The organism is Alteromonas portus (assembly GCF_005117025.1).
In the GTDB taxonomy this organism is placed as follows: Bacteria; Pseudomonadota; Gammaproteobacteria; order Enterobacterales; family Alteromonadaceae; genus Alteromonas; species Alteromonas portus.
Map to the genome: position 1 here is coordinate 302,093 of NZ_SWCO01000001.1, position 19,991 is coordinate 322,083.

The window sequence follows — 19,991 nt, forward strand, 5'->3', positions numbered from 1 at the left end:
TATGTTTGGTGTATTTATTAAACGTCCGGTGATGGCGATCATGCTATCCCTTATGATTATCTTTTTAGGCGCGCTTTCAGTTTTTACCTTGCCTACTTCTCAATTTCCAGATATCGCTCCTCCCAGGGTTCTAATTTCTTTGGCATACCCTGGTTCAAGTGCTGATGTACTTGTAAAGTCATCCTTGGTAACCATTGAGCGTTCAATAAATGGTGTGCCGGGCATGAAGTACATTGTGTCTGATGCCACAAGTGCCGGTGAAGCTACTATTCAAGTTATCTTTGACTTGGATGTAGACCCTAACCAAGCGCTAATAAACGTGAAAACGCGGCTTGATCAGGTAATGAACCGGCTCCCGCAGTTGGTACAACTTGAGGGAGTAGTACTTCAAAGGGTGCAGCCAAGCATGTTGATGTATATCAACGTCTACAGCACAGACGAAGAGGCCGATGAGAAGTTTCTTTATAACTACTCGAACATTAACGTCATACCAGAAATACAGCGTGTTAACGGTATTGCCAGCGCTAAAATATTGGGTAGTCGGCAGTATGCTATGCGCATCTGGTTAAAGCCAGATCGCATGCGAGCGTATAATATTTCAGTCGATGAAGTGATGGAGTCGATTGATGAGCAAAGCCTGATTGGTCGTCCAGGCCGACTTGGACGAAGCTCGGGAATAAGTGCGCAGTCTAAAGAATATGTGCTTGTTTATGAAGGACGGTACGACGAGCCTGATGAATACAAAAATATCATTATCAGAGCGGATAGTGACGGCAAGCTGCTTAAGTTAAGTGACATAGCAGACGTAGAGCTTAGCAGTGAGTTTTTCGATATCTATTCAAACAAAGATGGGTATCCTTCTGCGGCAATCGTGTTAAAGCAAAATTATGGCAGTAGCGCTAATGAAGTGATATCTCAAGTAAAAGCTAAAATGGCAGAGCTTGAAGAAACCTTCCCTGAAGGCATGAAATACGAAATTAACTATGACGTGTCTAAGTTTCTCGATGCATCAATAGAACAGGTACTGCATACCTTATTTGAAGCGTTTATCTTAGTCTCGCTGGTGGTTTTCATCTTTTTGGGAGACTGGCGTTCCACCTTAATTCCCTTATTGGCCGTCCCCGTATCCTTAATCGGTACCTTTTTTTGTATGCAAGCAACGGGTGTAAACATTAACTTGATCACCCTTTTCGCGTTGGTATTGGCTATAGGGATAGTGGTAGATAACGCCATTGTTATCGTTGAAGCTGTGCATGCAAAAATGGAAGAGAGCGCTAGCTTAACGCCTTATATGGCTACGCAGCAGGTATTGGGTGAAATGGGCGGCGCTATTATTGCTATCACGCTTGTGATGACAGCGGTATTTGTGCCTTTAGTGTTTATGACTGGGCCGGTGGGCGTCTTTTATCGTCAATTCTCTATCACCATGGCATCGTCTATTATCATCTCTTGTATTGTAGCGCTTTCGCTAACGCCAGTGTTGTGCGCGATGCTACTTAAAAATCCGCACACACATACCAAAAAAGCCACGCCAATTAGTAAGCTTATCGGTGTATTCAATTATTGGTTCGACAAGCTCACCGGGCGTTATACCAGCATCATAAAAGCGTTAGTAACCCGTCGCGTGGTGACTATTTTGTCGCTTTTTGCGTTTGTCGCAGGCACGATTGGTTTCAATCACATTCTTCCGACTGGTTTTATTCCCGGAGAAGATCAGGGGCAAATTTACGCCATTATTCAAACCCCTCCAGGAAGTACCCTTGAAGTAACAAATGAAGTAGCAAGAGAGCTTCAAACCCTTGCCCTAGATGTCGAAGGGGTGTCATCAGTTTCTTCACTCGCAGGTTATGAAATCTTAACGGAAGGTCGTGGCTCTAATGCGGGTACTTGTCTAATTAACCTCAAAGACTGGGCAAATAGAGACCAGACGGTAGAGGAAATCATTGAAGAACTTGAAGCTAAGACCCATCACCTTGGCGCTGTGGTTGAATACTTTGAGCCCCCTGTAGTGCCTGGCTATGGTGCGTCATCTGGGCTGTCGTTCCGTTTGCTAGACAAAACAAACACGACGGATTACCAAGAGTTTGATGAAATAAATCAAGCTTTCATGGATGAGCTGTCAAAACGTAAAGAACTCAAAGGGCTATTTACTTTCTACGCGGCTAATTACCCTCAATATAAAATTGAAATAGACAACCAAGCTGCGATGCAAAAAGGCGTATCAATTGGTAAGGCAATGGAAAACCTTAATATCTTAATTGGTAGTACCTACGAGCAAGGCTTTACCCGTTTCAATAACTTTTACAAGGTGTATACCCAAAGTGCTCCAGAGTATCGTCGTTATCCGAGTGACTTGATGGACTACTACGTTAAAAATGAGGAAGGTGAAATGGTGCCTTACTCTGCGTTTATGAAGCTGATTAAAACGCAAGGGCCTAATGAAATCACTCGATACAATCTTTACACCTCTGCAGCCATTCGTGCGGAGCCCGCAAAAGGCTATACCTCTGCCGAAGCTATTAAAGCGGTTGAAGAAGTTGCTGCAGCAACGTTACCTAAAGGCTATGACATAGGTTGGGAGGGGTTATCGTTTGACGAGGCCAAACGCGGTAGTGAAGCCATCGTCATATTCGGTGTAGTTCTACTATTTGTATATATCGTATTGGCGTCGCAATATGAAAGCTTTCTGCTTCCTCTTGCTGTTATTTTGTCGTTACCAAGTGGTCTAATCGGATCTTTTATTCTGCTTGACTTAATGGGCTTAGCGAACGATGTCTACGCGCAATTAGGTCTTGTAATGCTGGTTGGATTACTGGGCAAGAACGCCGTGCTGATTGTTGAATACGCGGTACAGAAAAACCAGCAGGGTTTATCTATCGCAGAAGCCGCCGTCGACGCAGCAAAACAGCGATTCCGCCCTATATTAATGACCTCATTTTCGTTCGTGGCGGGGCTTATCCCTCTGGTCATCGCCACAGGTGCAGGCGCTGTAGGAAACCGTACTATTGGTGCTTCAGCACTGGGAGGTACACTTTGCGGAAGTGTCTTCGGCATCATAGTTATTCCAGGCTTGTACTACCTTTTCGCTAAGCTAGAAGAGGGTAAGTCGCTAATTAAAAACGAGGATCACGTCCCACTTACAGAAACCTACCACTACAACGATGAGGTGCTAAGCGATGAGAAATAACACGCGTCTTTTGAAAAAGCCTCTTTTTGTGGCAATTGGCAGCGCACTGCTTGTTCAAGCGTGCGCAATCCCGTCAATAGAAACGCGGGACCCAAATGTAACCATGCCGGATCAGTTCAGTGTAAGCACTGAGCTTGGTACTGAGAACAGTACAGGCTTAAACGCCGACAAAAACAACGATGCCAGTAATGCTGAAGCAAAAATTGAATGGGAGGCGTGGTTCAACGACCCGTATTTGACAGCGTTAGTTGAAACCGCTGTAACTAATAACAAGGAAGTTGCCGTACTTGTACAGCGCATTAATATGGCGTCTAACGAGGTGTATGCACGGGAAGGGGAATACTTACCAAGCGTGTCTGCAGGTGCTGCTATTGAAACCGAAAAAGTGGGTGAATATACCCGAGAAGGCGCGGTGGAAGAGCAGCTTGATATCAGGGAAGGTAAAGCTTTCCCTGACCCTTTAGCTAATTTAGAGCTTGGTCTAAACGCCTCATGGGAAGTAGATGTCTGGCATAAACTAAGGGATGCCTCAAAGGTGGCATCACTTGAATTCTTAGCTTCTATCGAAAGTAAGAATTTCTTTATCACTCAACTTGTTTCTGAAGTGACTCGTAGCTACTACGAACTATTAGCTTTGGATAACAAGTTGGCTAATATTGATGCCACCATAAAGCTACAGCGCAACGTTATTCAAACTATAAATGCACTGAAAGAATATGGTCGAGCTTCTTCCTTGCCCGTAGCGCGCTTTAACGCTGAGGTGAAAAAGAACGAAAGTGAACGCTTTCTTATTGAACAGGAAATAGTGGAGAAAGAGAACACAATCAACATATTGTTAGGGCGAATGCCTCAGCCAATACAAAGAAATAGTAACGCCTTGTTTAACGAAGATATCGTTAAGCCCAATATTGGAGTACCTGCTTCATTGTTAGAAAACCGACCCGATATTCGAGAGGCCGAACTTACGCTGCAGGCTGCAAACTTAAATATAGAGGTAGCTAAAGCGAATTTTTACCCCTCATTAGAGCTTAGGGCTGGGGTAGGGTTATCAGCGTTTGATAGCCAGTATTTGTTTAACGTACCGGAGTCACTGGCCTATTCGCTATCTGGTGATATTTTTGCCCCGCTAATCAATCGACGAGCTATTGAAGCCGTTTACAAAAATGCGAGTGCGGAGCAAATACAAGCCGCTTATGAGTATGAGCTTACGCTGCTAAAAGCGGTGACAGAAGTATCTAATAGTTTGTCTAAGCTTGATAATCTCGAAAAAAGTGCCGCCGCTAAAAAATCGCAAATTGCGTCTTTGGAATCGTCAGTGGATATTGCAAATCGGTTGTTTACGTCAGCGCATGGTGAGTATTTAGAAGTGCTATTGGCGCAGCGCGAAGCATTGGAAGCACGCAGTGAGTTTATAGAAACTCGTCAGCAGCAACTGGCTGCGCTTGTTGACTTATATCAGGCCCTCGGAGGAGGCTGGCAATCTTCGTCGACCTAACCTAGATTGGCTAAGTTAATAACTATTTAAGGAGAGCAATTGCTCTCCTTTTTTGTTTTATCGTCTTCTTTACGCATCTCAACGTTTAAATTTTATAGGCGGTGATATTTAAGTAAGATGAATATTGAGCGATCACCGCCAAAAAAACCGGCAAAACAATAACCATAATCTAAAGGTGAACTATGTCTTTTTTTAAAATCCGAGGATTACAGCAAATGAGTAAGCGGCATTGTGGGGCGTTGACGCTATTTAGTCTTGCTACACTGGTACTGTCTTCCCCAGTGATTGCAAATTCTCAGTCGGATGACGCTACCCCAGAGAAAAGTGCCTTTTTCCAATCGGAAGATATTTTTAACCTTGAATATGTGAGTGAAGTTCAGGTATCTCCAAACGGTAAACATATCGCCTATGTGCGCCGTTCAAACGACATTATGTCAGACAGTAGCCGGGCAAATGTCTGGCTAGCGTCGGTTGATGGCAAGTCAAACCGCCCCTTACTGTCGTCGAAAAAAAGTTACTATTCTATTCGCTGGTCACCAGACGGCAGCCGATTGGCTTACCTTTCTAATGAAGAAGGTAAACCGCAATTGTATGTACGCTGGATGGATACAGGGCAAACAGCGTTAGTTACCAATGTTACTTCAAGTCCCAGTAACATTACGTGGTCACCTGACGGTAAATACATTGCTTTCACCATGAGTGTAGATGCCAAGGAAAAGCCGCTAGACGTTAAAATGCCTAAAAAGCCAGACGGTGCAAAGTGGTCTCCTAGCTTTGAATATATCACTAAGGCGCGTTACCAAGCAGATGGCAAAGGTGTGCTCGACCCGGCCTATACTCATATCTTTATTGTCCCTTCAGACGGAGGCACTGCAAGGCAGTTAACCTCGGGTAATTATCATCATAAGGGGCGTTTAAGTTTTGCGCCGAACGGTAAGAAGATTTATTTCTCTGCTAATCGCAGTGATAACTGGGAGTATGAACCAGTTGAGGCTGATATATTTTCTGTTGATATGAAGGGAAATATTGAACAGTTGACGCAGGATAAAGGACGAGAGTCGTCACCTGTTGTATCGCCGGACGGAAAGCATATTGCTTATGCGTACCGTGACGACGAAAAAGTAATGTACAAAAATAGCTATTTGTATGTAATGAATAGCGACGGCTCTGATGCTAAAAACATAACGAAAGACATTGATAACTCGGTGTCTAACTTTTACTGGAAAGATAATAAACACGTTTACTTTCAGCAGTCGGTTCGCGGTTTAGCTCAGGTTGATGTGGTATCGCTTTCTGGCGGTGTAAAAGCCGTAGCTAGAGGGCTTGGCGGCACCACGTTAGGGCGTCCTTACGTATTTGGTACTTATCATGCTGTTAACGATGTAGTGGCTTATACTAAAGGGCGTACAGACAGACCCGCCGATTTATATGTCACCACCCGAAACGAGCGACAGCTTACTGCACTAAACGAAGACGTTTTAGGTCATAAGCAGCTTGGTGAGGTGAAGGAGATTGTCTATCCGTCTTCTATTGATGGTGAAGAAATTCAAGGTTGGTACATTCTGCCGCCAAACTATGATAGCTCGAAAACCTATCCGCTAATTTTAGAAATTCACGGCGGACCTAATCTCGCCTATGGCCCCGTGTTTACGGCTGAACTTCAGCGCATGGCAGCAGAAGGCTATGTGGTGTTTTATGATAATCACAGAGGTAGTACAGGGTACGGTGAACGCTTTGCGTTACTACTTCAAGGGAAATACAGTTCGGAATACGACTTTTCCGATCATATGTCGGGTGTAGACGCGCTGATTGAAAAAGGAATCGCTGATCCGGAGCGCTTGTTTATTACCGGTGGTTCAGCAGGCGGTATTGCATCAGCCTATGCCATTGGCCTCACAAATCGATTTAAAGCCGCCGTGGTTGCTAAACCTGTTATTAACTGGCTGTCGAAGGTATTAACCGCCGATTCGGGCCTTTACCAGATACCTTTTCAATTCCCGGGTAAACCTTGGGATAACGTAGAGCATTACTGGAAGCGCTCCCCGTTGTCGCTTGTAGGTAATGTTACTACACCCACCATGTTGATTACGGGGGTAGAAGATAAGCGTACGCCCATGTCTGAAACTGAACAGTTCTATCAAGCGTTAAAGCTTCAAAAGGTTGATAGTGTACTGGTAAAAGTACCTGGTTCGCCCCATGGGATTGCTTCCAAACCTTCTCGAATGATTGGGAAAGTTGAAAATATTTTGGCGTGGTTTAAAAAGTACGACAGCGCGCAATCAGTCAATAACAAAGCCGAAGCCAAGTAATTGACTTAACGCGCTGAAACTTAAGTTTCGCGAGGCTAGAGATAAATGGGGCTATTGCGCCGATTCAATCGGTCCAAGGCCCCTTTTTTATAATTCGAGCCTAACGTTTTTCTTACTCTACAGTGGGATGTAACTGCGAGATATCCGGTACAACCGTAAGTTTTAGATTCAGCGCTTTCCAGTAGTGACTTTCTCGTAGTAGGTCAGCAGATATAATGGGTTTTTCATCTAACCAGCCTTCTGGGAAGGTGACGGTTAATTCGTTCTTTTCTACATTGACGGCAAGGTCGGGGACAAAACCCTCTTGGCGTTTAATATTAAGCAGTACACCTAAACGCAGTAACGCAATTAAGTGCTTTACCGACTGCTCATCGAAAAGGTTGAACGTAGGGAGTTCATTGGTTCGAATTTTCTTTCTATGAAATCGCACGAGTGTAGCTAGCAGTAGCTGTTGTTCCTGCGTAAACCCAGGCATGTCAACATTACCGAGAATATAAGCGCTGTGTTTTTGTATGCCTCGAGAGTTAATTTGCATGCCGACTTCATGAAGTAAAGCAGCCCAGCCGAGCATGCTTTTAAAGTCACGGCCTTTAAGTTTCCATGCTTTTTCAACATCGTTGAAAAGCGAAAGGGTTGTATTAAGCACCATGGTGGCTTGGGTTGTATCTACATCGTAACGCGTTGCCAAACTACTTGCCGTTCTGCCGCGAATATCAGCGTGATGAAGCTCATCTTCCATCTGATAAAGCACGCCTTCGCGCAAGGCGGCAGGCGAGTAGACCAAGCCTTCAATCTCTAGCGCTCTGAAAACGGCGATAAGAATAGCGAGGCCGCCGGCAATAACAACACGACGATCTTCACTTAAATCTGGGTAGCTTAATTTGTCTATATGGCCTGCGCTTATGAATTGCTTCATTAAATTGCGCAAACTCTTAAGCGTTACCGGAATATCGTGGCCGTTGGGTCTATCTTGCTGACAAAGGGTGAACAGAGAGCGAATGGTACCTGACGTACCTATACACTGAACCCAGCCCAATCTACGATATTTATTGTCAATTAACTCAAGCTCCTGCTGTGCAGCCGTGATAGCACGTTCAAAGGCTTTTGGCTTTAGCTCACCGTCAGGGAAAAACCGTTTGGTATAGCTCACGCAGCCCATTTGAAGGCTACGACAAAGTAAAGGCGTAAACCCTTCGCCAATAACGAACTCGGTGGAGCCACCGCCTATGTCAATAACTAGCTGTTGGCCATCGGAGTGGTTTGTATGTGCAACGCCTGAATAAATAAGTCGTGCTTCTTCTACACCCGAAATGACTTCGATAGGGTAGGGAAGGATGTCTTTTGCTGCGCTGATGAAATCGCGGGCGTTACGGGCTCTGCGCAACGTGTGGGTAGCGACAATTCTCACCGAGTCGGGCTCAAAACCTTTCAGGCTCTCTGCTACCACTTTTAGCATAGCAAGCCCACGCTCCATCGCTTCATCAGACAAAATATTGTCGTCGTTAAGACCTTCGGCCAAGCGAACTTTTTGTTTAACTCTATGCAGAATCTGCACAGACCCAGCAACAATACGTGCTACTACTAAGTGAAAACTATTTGAGCCAATGTCTAGTGCTGCAACTTTATTGACTTCGCGGGTTTCCACGTCATTAAAAACTGATTCGTGCTGGGTCATGTACTAACTTTCTATCCTACAAAGTGTCTTCTAACTTTTTCAAATAGTCATAAATTTCTATTTGTGAGCGAAGTTTTTTACGATTTCCCCTGCGAACGTACTTGTTGCTCTGATCCTTGTCAATCACTCGAGCCTTCAGGGTGTCTTTAAATTGTAGTTCCATTATATCAACAATGCGCTGTTGAAGACCTTTATCATACACAGGGCAACCTACTTCAATGCGGTTGTCCATGTTACGGGTCATCCAATCGGCAGAAGAGATATACACTTTTCTGTCTCCGCCGCCTTCAAAAATCATTACGCGAGGGTGTTCGAGGAACCTGTCAACAATAGAAATTATTTCGATGTTTTCGCTTATTCCTTTTATCCCAGGATTAAGCGAACACATACCGCGCACTATGCCGCGGATCTTAACTCCAGCTTGGCTTGCTCGGTACAAATCGTCAATAAGTTCTTTATCAACCAGGTTGTTAATTTTGAAAGTGATTTGGGCCTTTTGACCTTGGTTTAAATGCTGAATTTCTTGACGAATTAACGACTGAATTTTGGTTCTGGCGTTTAACGGCGATATTTGAAGATGCTGGAACTTGTAGCGTCGGTAAGGGTATTGAATAAGATCGAATACCGCTACCCCTTCATCAGCGAGTTCTTGATTACGAGTAAACAAGCTGTAGTCGGTATAAATTTTTGCCGTTTTTTCGTTAAAGTTACCTGTACCGAAATGCGCATAGTTCACTAAACTGCCTCGTTCTTCACGGGTCACAATACACAGCTTAGAGTGAATTTTAAGGGTAGGCACGCCAAGTACAACCCGTATCCCTGCATCGGTCATGCGCTTAGACCATTCAATGTTTGCTTCTTCGTCAAAGCGGGCGCGAAGCTCTACGACAACGGTTACTTTTTTACCGTTGTCTACTGCGTCAATCAACGAGTTTACAATACGTGAATTACTGGCAACGCGATAAATATTAATACGTATGGTTTTAACATTAGGGTCGAAGGCCGCCTGACGCAAAAACTCGGTGAAGTGCAGGAAACGGTGGTATGGGTAGTACAGTAGTATGTCTCGTGCAGTAATGGCATCGAAAACAGTGTTGTACTTAGAGAAAGCTTTGCTGTCGATAGCGGGCAGCGGCGCGTGCTCTAAATACTCTCGACCTACGTTAGGGAAGCCAATAAAGTCTTTAAAGTTACGGTAGTGCCCAGCAGCGTGCATGGTATCAAGCTTGGTGATCTTAAGGCGCTTGCGCAAGTCTGATTTCATGTCTTCAGGCATGTTCGTGTCGTAAATAACACGCACAGGCTCTGCAATAAGGCGCTGCTTCATACTTTCAGACATCTTTTCAACGAAGCTTTCGTCAATTTCTTCGTTAATAGAGTATTCTGCGTCGCGGGTCATCTTAAATGAGAAAGCTTCAATTTCGTCGAATTTTACGAAACCGCGGAAAATGTCTTCAATACACAGCTGAATCATGTCGTCGAGCATAATAATGCTCTTTTTCTTGCGGCTTTTCTGCGGCGGGATCAGCATAAAGCGCGACATTTCAGAGGTAGGAACCTGAATAACCGCGAACTTAGGGTTGCGCTCCTTTCTTCTAAGCGCAACATATAAGTACACCGACGTTCCGTTTAAACGGCTAAGTAGGTCGGTTTTTTTATCTATCAGAATAGGTGCAATGTGACGCAGTGCTTTGTTAACGAAGAAGTTGCGCACCCACTGCTTTTGATAATCGTCTAAATCGTCTTTTCGAAGGATATGGATATTGTAGCGAGCTAGGGATCTAACTACTTCCTTATGAATTTGATCGAACTTTTCAGAGAGCTGAACAACTTTCTTTTGAATTTGTGCCATTAGGGCCGTTTGGCGCTCAGCTTCTTCTTCATTGCCGTCATTTTGCGCAATGGTAATTTGTCGCTTCACGTCCGCGGCGCGTACGCGATAAAATTCATCAAGGTTATTTGAGTAAATACCAAGAAAACGAATTCGCTCTACGGCGGGGTTGTTTTTATCTGCGGCTTCTTGCAACACGCGCTCATTAAACGCAAGCCAGCTTAATTCTTTGGGATAATATAAAACGTCGTTATCCATAATTTCTCAATTCACGTTTATAAAAATGGTCAAAGACTGCCATCAGTCAGTGACACTACTGTGACAACACATATTCTGGTGTCAATGTACACCCATTGTGTTGCGGTTATTCCATTAACTTTCAATATTATGCGGTTGTATTTGTGATGCGTGGGGTAGTGAGTAGCTCCACAAATACGCCCTTGTTTTTACCGCTTAGCTGTAATATCCACCACCAAATCGTTAGCCAACGACTCCAGTGAGTCTTGCAGGGCGCCGTCGTCAAAGTCTTCTGGCACCGCAATTTCTGCTTTTGCCTTGAAAATCAGGCTGCCCCAGTTGGGCGCGCTTTCACAATGTGAAGCAAAGGTGAGAATATTCAAGTTGAATTGGTTGAGGACCGATGTGAGTTCTTGAACGATACCCGTTTTGTCATTGCCCATTACATCAACCGTTAATTTGGTAGTGTTGCTGTTTTCACTGTTGGCAACCGCTACTGACTGCACCGACAAATCTTTAATGGCGTCGAGCGCATCGATTAAGCCCTGTTTGTTCTCATCGGCAACATGCACTTCTACAAAACCTGTGAACATTCCCGCCATATGTGCAAAGCTCGAACCCTGCCAGTTGCCCTCGTGTTTGTATACACACTTAGCCAGTGAGTCTACCAAACCAGGCTTGTCTTTACCCATGATGCTTATAACCAATGACTGCATACGATGCTCCTTATTGGGCGTGTAGAGAAAAACTTTGATCGTCTTCCTGTTGGGTAATACCATAGGCGCAGAGTAGGTTGCGCGAAGGTAATGCTTTAAACTTTCACTTGCTATTAGCATAACAAAACTTACACTGCTCACCAGTGCAATTTAGGGTTATTCTTCTTAAAAATGAAGAATTTCGAAAATAAGAATTACTAAACAACCGCATGACTTTCGACAGCAACAGCACAAACAAAAAACGCCAGCGAAGCGATAGGTGGTCACGCTATGTGGTGACAGGCTTTGGCGGCCTTGTTTTGTTAACTCTCGTTATTCTTATTACCCATCTAATCAGTCAAGCTCTGCCGTTGGCATATACCCCTAGCTTAAATCATCTGTTGAGCTTGAAAACGTCAGACAATGAAAAAATTATCAGCGCAGGCGACATCATTAACAGCCAGCCAATGCTGGTGAGAAAGTCTGATTGTCGATTGGGGTTAAAGTTGCTTAAGGGCGATGCTCTGGTGAGCAATCACGATTACATACGTCCTTGTGAGCACAGGCTGTCGGCCTACAGCGTAATGGGCGAGAACTATATTGTAGATGTCTCTCCCAACGCTCAAGTTAGGGTTTTACCGGTTAGGTCATTTAATGTGGCTGCTGGCACCACAATGGACATTGCCTCTAGTACACCGCAAGCAGCCTTGTCGAACAGCATTACGTTCGCGCTTCCCAAAGATGAGTGGGAGAAGCGCAGTAGTTGGAATATAGCATTGTCTTCAAAATGGGTAGTGGTTTCTATCACCCAAGGCAGCAATGTGTTTATACGTTGGATAAATAGGCTTCGCCCTACGCAGGTGCTGGATAAACGTTTCCACAATATAGATAGGATAGTGCTGTTACCTGGCAGCGAGAGCGTGATGTTACAGGTAAATGATGCGCTTTATCTTAATAGGCTTAAAGATGAAGGGACGTCGCTATTGCCCATAGCAGGGGACATCACAGCGTCATTAGATGAGAAGATTGTATTTCCACTTGCCAAAGACCGTACCTTTTTCTTGATGAATAATAAAACACAGGCACTTACTCGCTGGGTGTTGAGTAAGAGTGAAAAAGGCCTCACCTTCGAGCAAACCTACCAAATAGCGCTACCAGAAGAGAAGGTTAGGGATATAGCTGAACATGCCAGTATGAACTTAGTGGCTGTATTGACCGATAAAGCAAGAGTACTGTTGGTAAACCGTGTGTCTGGTGATGTAGTGGCGTCACAACAAACAAAAGGTTCAGCTGAGCATATCATTTGGTACGGCAATAAGCTTTATGGCTATTCAGATAGTAGCCTATCAGTATGGGAAGGTAAGCACTTAAGCGGTATTACTACATGGGCTTCTTTGTTTAAACCGCAGCACTATGAAGGCTATGAAACAGAAGAGACCGTATGGCAAACCACCAGTGCCTCAGATTTCCAAGAAGCTAAATTCAGTTTAACGCCGCTGTTAATCGGCAGTATTAAAGCCTCTCTTTTAGCGCTGCTTATTGCTATTCCGGTTGCCATCGGTGCTGCAATTTACACCGCGTTTTTCGCTAAAAGTCGTCTTCGCAACGTCATTAAGCCGGCTATCGAATTACTCGAAGCTATTCCTAGTGTGCTCATCGGCTTCATCGCGGCTATTTGGTTGTCGCCAAAAGCTGAGCAGTTTTTATTTTCCTTTGCCTTTTTCCTAATCGTTATACCTTTTGTGCTTATAGGTGTTGCCTTGGTACAGCGTCCTTTTGCAGAATACTTACCAAAGAAGTTAAGGCATGGCGCAGAATTACTTTTTGCGATAAGTGGTGTGTTTCTTTTAGGTTATATCAGCGTGGAATACGCGCCCTCGCTTATTTTCTCGCTAATGGGAGGAGACGGGTTTGCAATGCTAGCAGCCGAGTCCGATAGCCCCATAGGAAAAACCACGATAGTGGTAGCTCTAGCGTTAGGTGTGGCTATTTCACCGAGTATTTATTCCCTAGCGGAAGATGCCATAAACGGCGTACCCAATGATCTCAAATATGCCTCTTTTGCTCTTGGCGCCACACGACTACAAACCCTACTTCATGTTGTTATTCATGTTGCACTACCGGGTATTGTAGCCGCGATAATGCTAGGTTTTGGCCGCGCGTTTGGTGAAACTATGATAGTACTAATGGTTACGGGAAATACGCCAATCTCCAGCTGGGGCTTGATAGAAGGTTTGCGAGCACTTACTGCTAACTTGGCAATCGAACTTCCAGAAGCAGATGTGTCATCGGCGCATTATCAAATTCTATTTTTCACCGCGTGTATTTTGTTCCTGTTTACCTTCTTAGTTAACACCATGGCAGAGCTATTGCGGCAGCGTATTAGAAGTAGGGCGTACTATGGTTAATCGGACCATGTTTGGATTAAGTGCGGTACAGCGGCAATCGTTAGTTATTAGCTTAACGGCTTTTTTTACCAGCCTACTGCTTATTGCGCTAGTTAGCATTCTTATACTGATTAGTTTTCGCGGTACCGCATATTTTTGGCCAGAACCCATCTATACGGTCACCGGTACACATCAAGACGGCACAAGGTTCTCGGTACTAGCGAACCTATTTGATGAAACAGCCAGTGAGGATGTCACCCTTAAGTATTCAGATGCCCAGCATCCTTATGGCTTTCAAGTTCAGATATCTAGAGATGAAATAGATACTCCGCGACTTGCAAACGAAAGCGCAGAAATAAAACTTTTAGACGGCAGGCGTGTGTTGGCAATTCCTGAACATATCGTCGTGCCCTCAAAACCGGCTCAACCTCTTAACAATATTGATACTGTGCTAGAGGAAGTGGCTCAAATTAGCGCTCAAATTGAAGATTTGAATACGCAGCACCTTGCACCTATTCACGAAGCACTATCTCAGTTTGATAAACGCAACGTTGTCGCCGACGCGCCAGCAAGAGAGCGTTTAGTCGCATCATTTGGCGAATACCAAAAGCGTGTGGTGGCGTTGGAAGCAACAAGAGCTGAGTATACCTTATTGGTGAGTTTTGCAGATGGAACGCCGTTTGTTATTCCCATTGCTAGTATTCAAGACGTGGATTTTGTCAGTCGTCTAAGTACATGGGAAAAGTGGCAGGTGGCGTTTTCGGAAATTGGTGTGTTTCTCACCGACTCCCCTAAACAAGCGAATACCTCAGGTGGCGTGTTCCCCGCGTTGTTTGGCACTGTACTCATGGTATTCTTAATGACCATCATCGTAACGCCCTTTGGTGTATTAGCTGCTATTTACTTGAGCGAATATGCACCTAACACAGCGCTTACCACCATTATCCGTGTCAGTGTAAGCAATATGGCAGGTGTACCTTCTATTGTTTACGGCGTATTCGGGCTTGGTTTCTTTGTTTACACCTTGGGCGGCAGCATTGACGAGCTATTGTTCAGTGAAACATTGCCAGCACCCACAATGGGAAGCCCTGGTGTATTTTGGGCGGCCTTAACCATGGCAATATTAACCTTACCTGTGGTGATTGTGGCGACTGAAGAAGGCTTGCGCAGAGTGCCGGAAGGGTTAAAAGCAGGCAGTTACGCGTTAGGGGCAACCAAAATTGAAACTATTGTGCGTACCGTACTGCCAATCGCGTCTCCTGGTATTATGACTGGCGTAATTCTGGCGATTGCGAGGGCGGCAGGTGAAGTAGCGCCACTCATGTTAGTTGGTGCGGTTAAGTTTGCACCCACGCTGCCCATAGATGGAGAGTTTCCTTATCTCCATCTTGATAGACAGTTTATGCATTTAGGCGTGCTTATTTATGACGGAGCGTTTCATAGCCAAACCGATGGGAAAAGCGCAAGTATGATGTTTGCCGCTTGCTTGCTTTTACTTGTCGTGGTGTTCGTACTAAATATTTTGGCCGTTGTACTAAGAACGCGTCTGCGCAAACGCTATCTCAAAGGATAATACAGGTTTTGTAACATGTTGAAGTTGTTTGAACACAATACGCTAAACGTTAACGACATTAGTGAAGAGCAAACCGCGGTAGAGGTTAAAAACCTCAACCTGTGGTTTGGCAATAAGCATGTGTTAAATGACATCAGCATGCGGATCCCAAAAAACAAAATTACAGCATTAATTGGTCAAAGTGGTTGCGGTAAATCTACACTCATTAGCTGTTTCAATCGCCTTAATGATTTGTATGACGGCTGCAAATACGATGGTGAGATTATTATTGATGGGCAAAACATCAATAGCCGCAAAGTAAATGTGTCACGCCTAAGAACGAATGTGGGCATGGTTTTTCAACGCCCCAACCCCTTTCCTATGAGCATATACGAAAACGTGTGTTATGGGCTTAAGCTTCAAGGAGTAAAAGTTCGCCGACACTTAGACGACGCAGTGGAAGGTGCACTCAAACAGGCGGCGCTATGGGATGAAGTTAAAGATCGTTTATTTGAATCAGCTCATGTTTTATCTGGCGGTCAGCAGCAGCGTTTGGTGATTGCAAGAGCGCTGGCATTAAAACCAGACATTCTACTTCTTGATGAACCCACCTCGGCCCTTGACCCATTGACCACGCTTTTTATCGAAGAATTGATGGATGCGTTAAAAAAGCAATGCACCATTATTATTGTAACGCACAACATGCAGCAAGCGGCTCGGGTAAGCGATTACACCGCCTTTTTCCATCAGGGCAGGCTGATAGAATATGCAGACAGCGACACGCTATTTACCATGCCTGATAAAAAGCAAACCGAAGATTATATAACGGGGCGATATGGATAAGGTAGCAGTGGACCAGCGTCCTAACTTGGAATTACGCCGCGAGGAGAATTCACCATGCGACAGGTAGCCTTAAATACGCATATCTCTGGTACGTTTAATATCGAGTTGGAAAACTTGCGTAACTCGGTATTAACCATGGGGGGCGAAGTTGAACAGCAGCTGGTGGATACCTTAAAAGCGGTAAAGCACAATCATGCCGCTCTAGCTGAAAAAGTGGTGTTAAACGACTTAAAAATTAACTCCATGGAAATTCAAATTGACGAAGAATGCCTGCGCATTATTGCAAAACGTCATCCTACCGCCAGCGACCTGCGTTTGATTATGACCATTTCCAAAGCCATTACGGATATTGAGCGAATGGGCGATGAAATCGAGCGTATTGCCAAACTAGTAACGCGTAATAAGTTGCCAAGCTCAGATACCATCAAGAGCAGTATGTTGCTTATTGGTGAAAGGGTAGCCGCCATGATGCGTGGCACATTCGATGCTTTTGCTCGTCAAGATGAAGCTGCTGCATTAGAAGTGTATGACCAAGACAATCGCATTGACAGTGAATACAAACGATTACTGTCATATACCACGTCCGAAATGCAGAAAAGCACCGACGATATGCAGGATTGGCTAGATGTGTTGTGGGCAATGCGCTCATTAGAGCGAATAGGTGACAGATGCAAAAACGTGTGTGAGTATGTGGTTTATCTTACTCGCGGTACAGATGTAAGGCATACGCCGCTGGAAAATATGCAGCAAAAATTGGAAGATTTGACGTGATCCTGTCCAAATGGTCAGCACGATTTTGCGTATCAATAACCTAATATGGATGTTTGTGAAATTTATTTGTCATAAAACTGAAATATTTGGTGGTTTTATCATCGTATTCAAATAATTCCGCATACTTTTATCGTTTTTCAGTGATTTTCGCTATGGCTTCTAAGATGATTACGTTATCATGCGCCGCAGCCAAGAACAGATCGTGCAAAATTTAATCGAACCTTATGATAAAACACAATTTGTCTTTAACTTCTTTCTCTAGCCTTTGGGGTGAAGAGATCATGCTACTTACTCAAGTAGCGTCCAGCCTAAATCGCGTTTAGATCGGGAGCGATTATCCGTGGAATTTTTTGAAAGTTATGGCCTAATTCTTATAATCCTTGCCGCTGGCGTCGGTTTCGTCATGGCATGGGGTATTGGAGCGAATGACGTTGCCAACGCAATGGGTACGTCAGTAGGTTCTAAAGCTTTAACCATAAAACAAGCTATTATCATTGCAATGATATTTGAGTTTGCTGGTGCCTACCTTGCAGGTGGTGAAGTAACGTCTACCATTCGAAAAGGAATTATCGACTCAACCTATTTCATAGACATACCTGAATACCTTGTATTAGGCATGATCTCGTCACTACTTGCAGCGGGAATTTGGCTAGCAGTAGCGTCGTGGTTGGGGTGGCCTGTATCTACAACTCACTCAATTATCGGTGCAATCATCGGCTTTACGGCAACTGGCGTCAGCATGGACGCGGTAGCTTGGGACAAAGTGGGTGGTATTGTTGGTAGTTGGGTAGTAACCCCAGCTATTTCAGGCATCATTGCTTATCTTATTTTCATGAGCGCGCACAAGCTCATCTTCCAAACAGCCTCACCGTTTGCAAATGCCAAGCGTTATGTGCCGTTTTATATGGCGTTAGCGGGCTTTGTGATGTCGCTTGTTACTATTAAGAAGGGCCTTAAACACGTTGGTTTAGAGCTAAGTGCCGTCAACGGATATCTACTGGCTATTGGTATTGCCGTAGCGTTGGGCTTCTTGGGTAAATGGTTTATCGGCCGTATGAAGTTCAGCGGTTCAGAAGATGCAGACCTACAGGCGGCTAACGTTGAGAAAGTATTCGCACTGCTAATGGTAGTAACAGCCTGTTGTATGGCGTTTGCCCATGGTTCAAATGATGTAGCTAACGCTATTGGGCCATTGGCTGCGGTAGTTAGCGTAGTAAGTAGTGGCGGCGAAATTAACTCTAGCACTACGCTTGCACCGTGGATCCTTCCGCTTGGTGGTTTAGGTATTGTTGCGGGTCTTGCGCTATTTGGACATCGCGTTATCAAGACTATTGGTCAAGGTATTACACACTTAACGCCAAGCCGCGGTTTTGCAGCAGAACTCGCTGCAGCGTGTACGGTAGTTATTGCATCGGGTACAGGTTTGCCTATTTCGACTACCCAAACACTTGTTGGTGCAGTATTAGGTGTAGGTCTGGCGCGTGGCGTATCAGCGCTTAATCTAGGCATTGTAAGAAATATCGTTGTATCTTGGATTGTTACTTTGCCTGCAGGCGCAATCCTGTCGATTATTTTCTTCTACATTCTTAAAGCGTCGTTTGGCGTAGCGTAGAACATAGCGTTAATAAACGTCTGCATAAGGCGAAGAGAATTAAAAAAGGCCGTGCTTGAAGTGAAGCACGGCCTTTTTGTTTGTGGAATGTTTTCTTTAATCAATAGAGATAGGCGTTTCAAAGCCTCGGGGTTTAACACCCACAACGGCACACTTGAGCTGATGGATTGTTTCTTCTGCGGTGTCACCCATGATATAGCCCGGAACGCCTAAACGCGCCACTGTGCCCATTACAATAATGTCGGTATCAAGGGACGTGGTAGTGGCTGCAATTTCTCTTCTAGGGTAACCGTGAACAATGTGCTTCTGAGGTTTTAAATACTCTAATACATTGTCATCCAATTCATTACCTAGTTCTTCAAGTAGTTTGTCTAGTTCCGTTTCGCGCTCGGCATGAATTTTTGCAAGGTCGGTTTCCATTCTGTCGTTATCAACCGATATAAAACCGTCTCTTGCTATGTTCTCAGGAACCGCATCGAAAACGTGAACAATGTGCAGCTGTGCAAACTCCAGCAAGGCTATTTGGCTTGCGTGACGTAAAATGTCGCGGTTAAGGTCGCGTCTAATTGACACTTCGTGCTGTGGGTAGTGATAGTTCAAGTCCAAGGCCGCAACTACATTTTTGTACTGACTGCGAGGCTTATGATTAATGATCCATACCGGGCAAGGGCACTTACGGAATAAACGCATATCTAAGCTTCCGAATAATTTATCTAGAAAGCTCTCTTCTGCCCGTTTAATCACTAAATCGATATTGTTCTTTTTGACATAACGCACAACGTCAATAAGGGGCTGACCTACCGTTACCGCGGTAGCTACCGGATAGTGTTTCCCCCAACTCTCAGCTTGTTCTTTTAACCAATGCTTAGCTTGAGTTTCCATGGTTTGCTGAGAATCAACGTAAGAGAAAGACTCCATGACCATACTGGCGTTGGGTGGCAAAGATTCTAGCGAAAGCATAATGGTAAGCGAGGCTTGGTGTGCTTTGGCGATATGCAGTGCTTGGGCCACTGTATCATCTTGACGATGGGAGTCGCTCAATACACATAAAATGTTCTTATAATGTCCTTTCATACTGCCCTCAATAGTTAGTCGCTCTATTGACTGAATGATACAAGAGCGGGTCTTACTTCGCTGTAAAGATATGCGGGAACTAACGCTTTATTTTAATCCTAACGCTACTTCAGGGGCCTTTCCAGCGGGAAATGATAAATTCTTAAAAGCTTCTTATAGATAATGAAATAAAGATAATTATTACTTCTGTCTTCGAGGTTAGGTACGCGCGGCTGTGGGTATTAGAGGAAAGTCCAAGATATCCATGGGTATGAACCCTAGGCGCTATTTAATCTTTATGTTAGATTAATCCAATATTTTTTAATCCCTTTTTGAACAATTGT

Annotated in this window: 12 protein-coding genes; 8 read left to right on the forward strand and 4 right to left on the reverse strand. The window is 44.5% G+C overall.

The features are described 5' to 3' along the window. Position 1: 1 nt before the first annotated feature. The 3 genes from E5672_RS01265 (at position 2) to E5672_RS01275 (ending at position 6,991) form a co-directional block, all read left to right on the forward strand. The gene (locus E5672_RS01265) at positions 2-3,187 is read left to right on the forward strand and encodes an efflux RND transporter permease subunit (RefSeq protein WP_136780576.1); all 3,186 of its coding nucleotides are present in this window, start codon (positions 2-4) and stop codon (positions 3,185-3,187) included. After that, complete coding sequence (locus tag E5672_RS01270; RefSeq protein WP_136780577.1) at positions 3,177-4,682, forward strand: TolC family protein; 1,506 nt, start codon at positions 3,177-3,179, stop codon at positions 4,680-4,682. Before E5672_RS01265 ends, E5672_RS01270 begins: the two co-directional genes overlap by 11 nt. Before the next feature lie 182 nt (positions 4,683-4,864). Continuing rightward, the gene (locus E5672_RS01275; RefSeq protein WP_420809565.1) at positions 4,865-6,991 is read left to right on the forward strand and encodes a prolyl oligopeptidase family serine peptidase; all 2,127 of its coding nucleotides are present in this window, start codon (positions 4,865-4,867) and stop codon (positions 6,989-6,991) included. Between the two features lie 112 nt (positions 6,992-7,103). Here the strand turns inward: E5672_RS01275 and ppx are convergent, their stop codons facing one another. The 3 genes from ppx to E5672_RS01290 all read right to left on the reverse strand — a co-directional run bounded on the left by ppx (position 7,104) and on the right by E5672_RS01290 (position 11,450). Further along, positions 7,104-8,666: an exopolyphosphatase gene (gene ppx / locus E5672_RS01280; RefSeq protein WP_136780578.1), complete on the reverse strand. Its 1,563-nt coding sequence runs from the start codon at positions 8,664-8,666 to the stop codon at positions 7,104-7,106. A gap of 16 nt (positions 8,667-8,682) precedes the next feature. After that, complete coding sequence (gene ppk1 / locus E5672_RS01285) at positions 8,683-10,755, reverse strand: polyphosphate kinase 1 (RefSeq protein ID WP_136780579.1); 2,073 nt, start codon at positions 10,753-10,755, stop codon at positions 8,683-8,685. Between the two features lie 188 nt (positions 10,756-10,943). Further along, a complete protein-coding gene (locus E5672_RS01290) occupies positions 10,944-11,450 on the reverse strand; it encodes a glycine cleavage system transcriptional repressor (protein WP_136780580.1) in 507 nt (168 codons plus the stop codon). A 209-nt stretch (positions 11,451-11,659) separates the two neighbouring features. On the opposite strand from E5672_RS01290, the gene E5672_RS01295 reads away from it, so the two are divergent. The 5 genes from E5672_RS01295 to E5672_RS01315 all read left to right on the forward strand — a co-directional run bounded on the left by E5672_RS01295 (position 11,660) and on the right by E5672_RS01315 (position 18,594). Next, entirely contained in the window at positions 11,660-13,837 is a 2,178-nt protein-coding gene (locus E5672_RS01295) for an ABC transporter permease subunit (RefSeq protein ID WP_136780581.1), read from the forward strand. Then, positions 13,830-15,389 carry a phosphate ABC transporter permease PstA gene (gene pstA, locus E5672_RS01300; protein ID WP_136780582.1) on the forward strand — a complete coding sequence of 520 codons (1,560 nt, stop codon included), beginning with the start codon at positions 13,830-13,832 and terminating at the stop codon, positions 15,387-15,389. The genes E5672_RS01295 and pstA overlap by 8 nt, the downstream gene beginning before the upstream one ends. Before the next feature lie 15 nt (positions 15,390-15,404). After that, positions 15,405-16,211, forward strand: a complete 807-nt coding sequence (gene pstB, locus E5672_RS01305; protein ID WP_131135997.1) for a phosphate ABC transporter ATP-binding protein PstB — start codon at positions 15,405-15,407, stop codon at positions 16,209-16,211. 54 nt (positions 16,212-16,265) lie between these two features. Next, complete coding sequence (phoU, locus tag E5672_RS01310) at positions 16,266-16,982, forward strand: phosphate signaling complex protein PhoU (RefSeq protein WP_014948403.1); 717 nt, start codon at positions 16,266-16,268, stop codon at positions 16,980-16,982. Between the two features lie 340 nt (positions 16,983-17,322). Continuing rightward, on the forward strand, positions 17,323-18,594 hold the full coding sequence (locus tag E5672_RS01315) for an inorganic phosphate transporter (protein ID WP_136780583.1): 1,272 nt from the start codon (positions 17,323-17,325) through the stop codon (positions 18,592-18,594). Between the two features lie 96 nt (positions 18,595-18,690). Here E5672_RS01315 and E5672_RS01320 read toward each other — a convergent pair whose 3' ends face one another. After that, entirely contained in the window at positions 18,691-19,668 is a 978-nt protein-coding gene (locus E5672_RS01320) for a universal stress protein (protein WP_136780584.1), read from the reverse strand. Positions 19,669-19,991 lie beyond the last annotated feature (323 nt).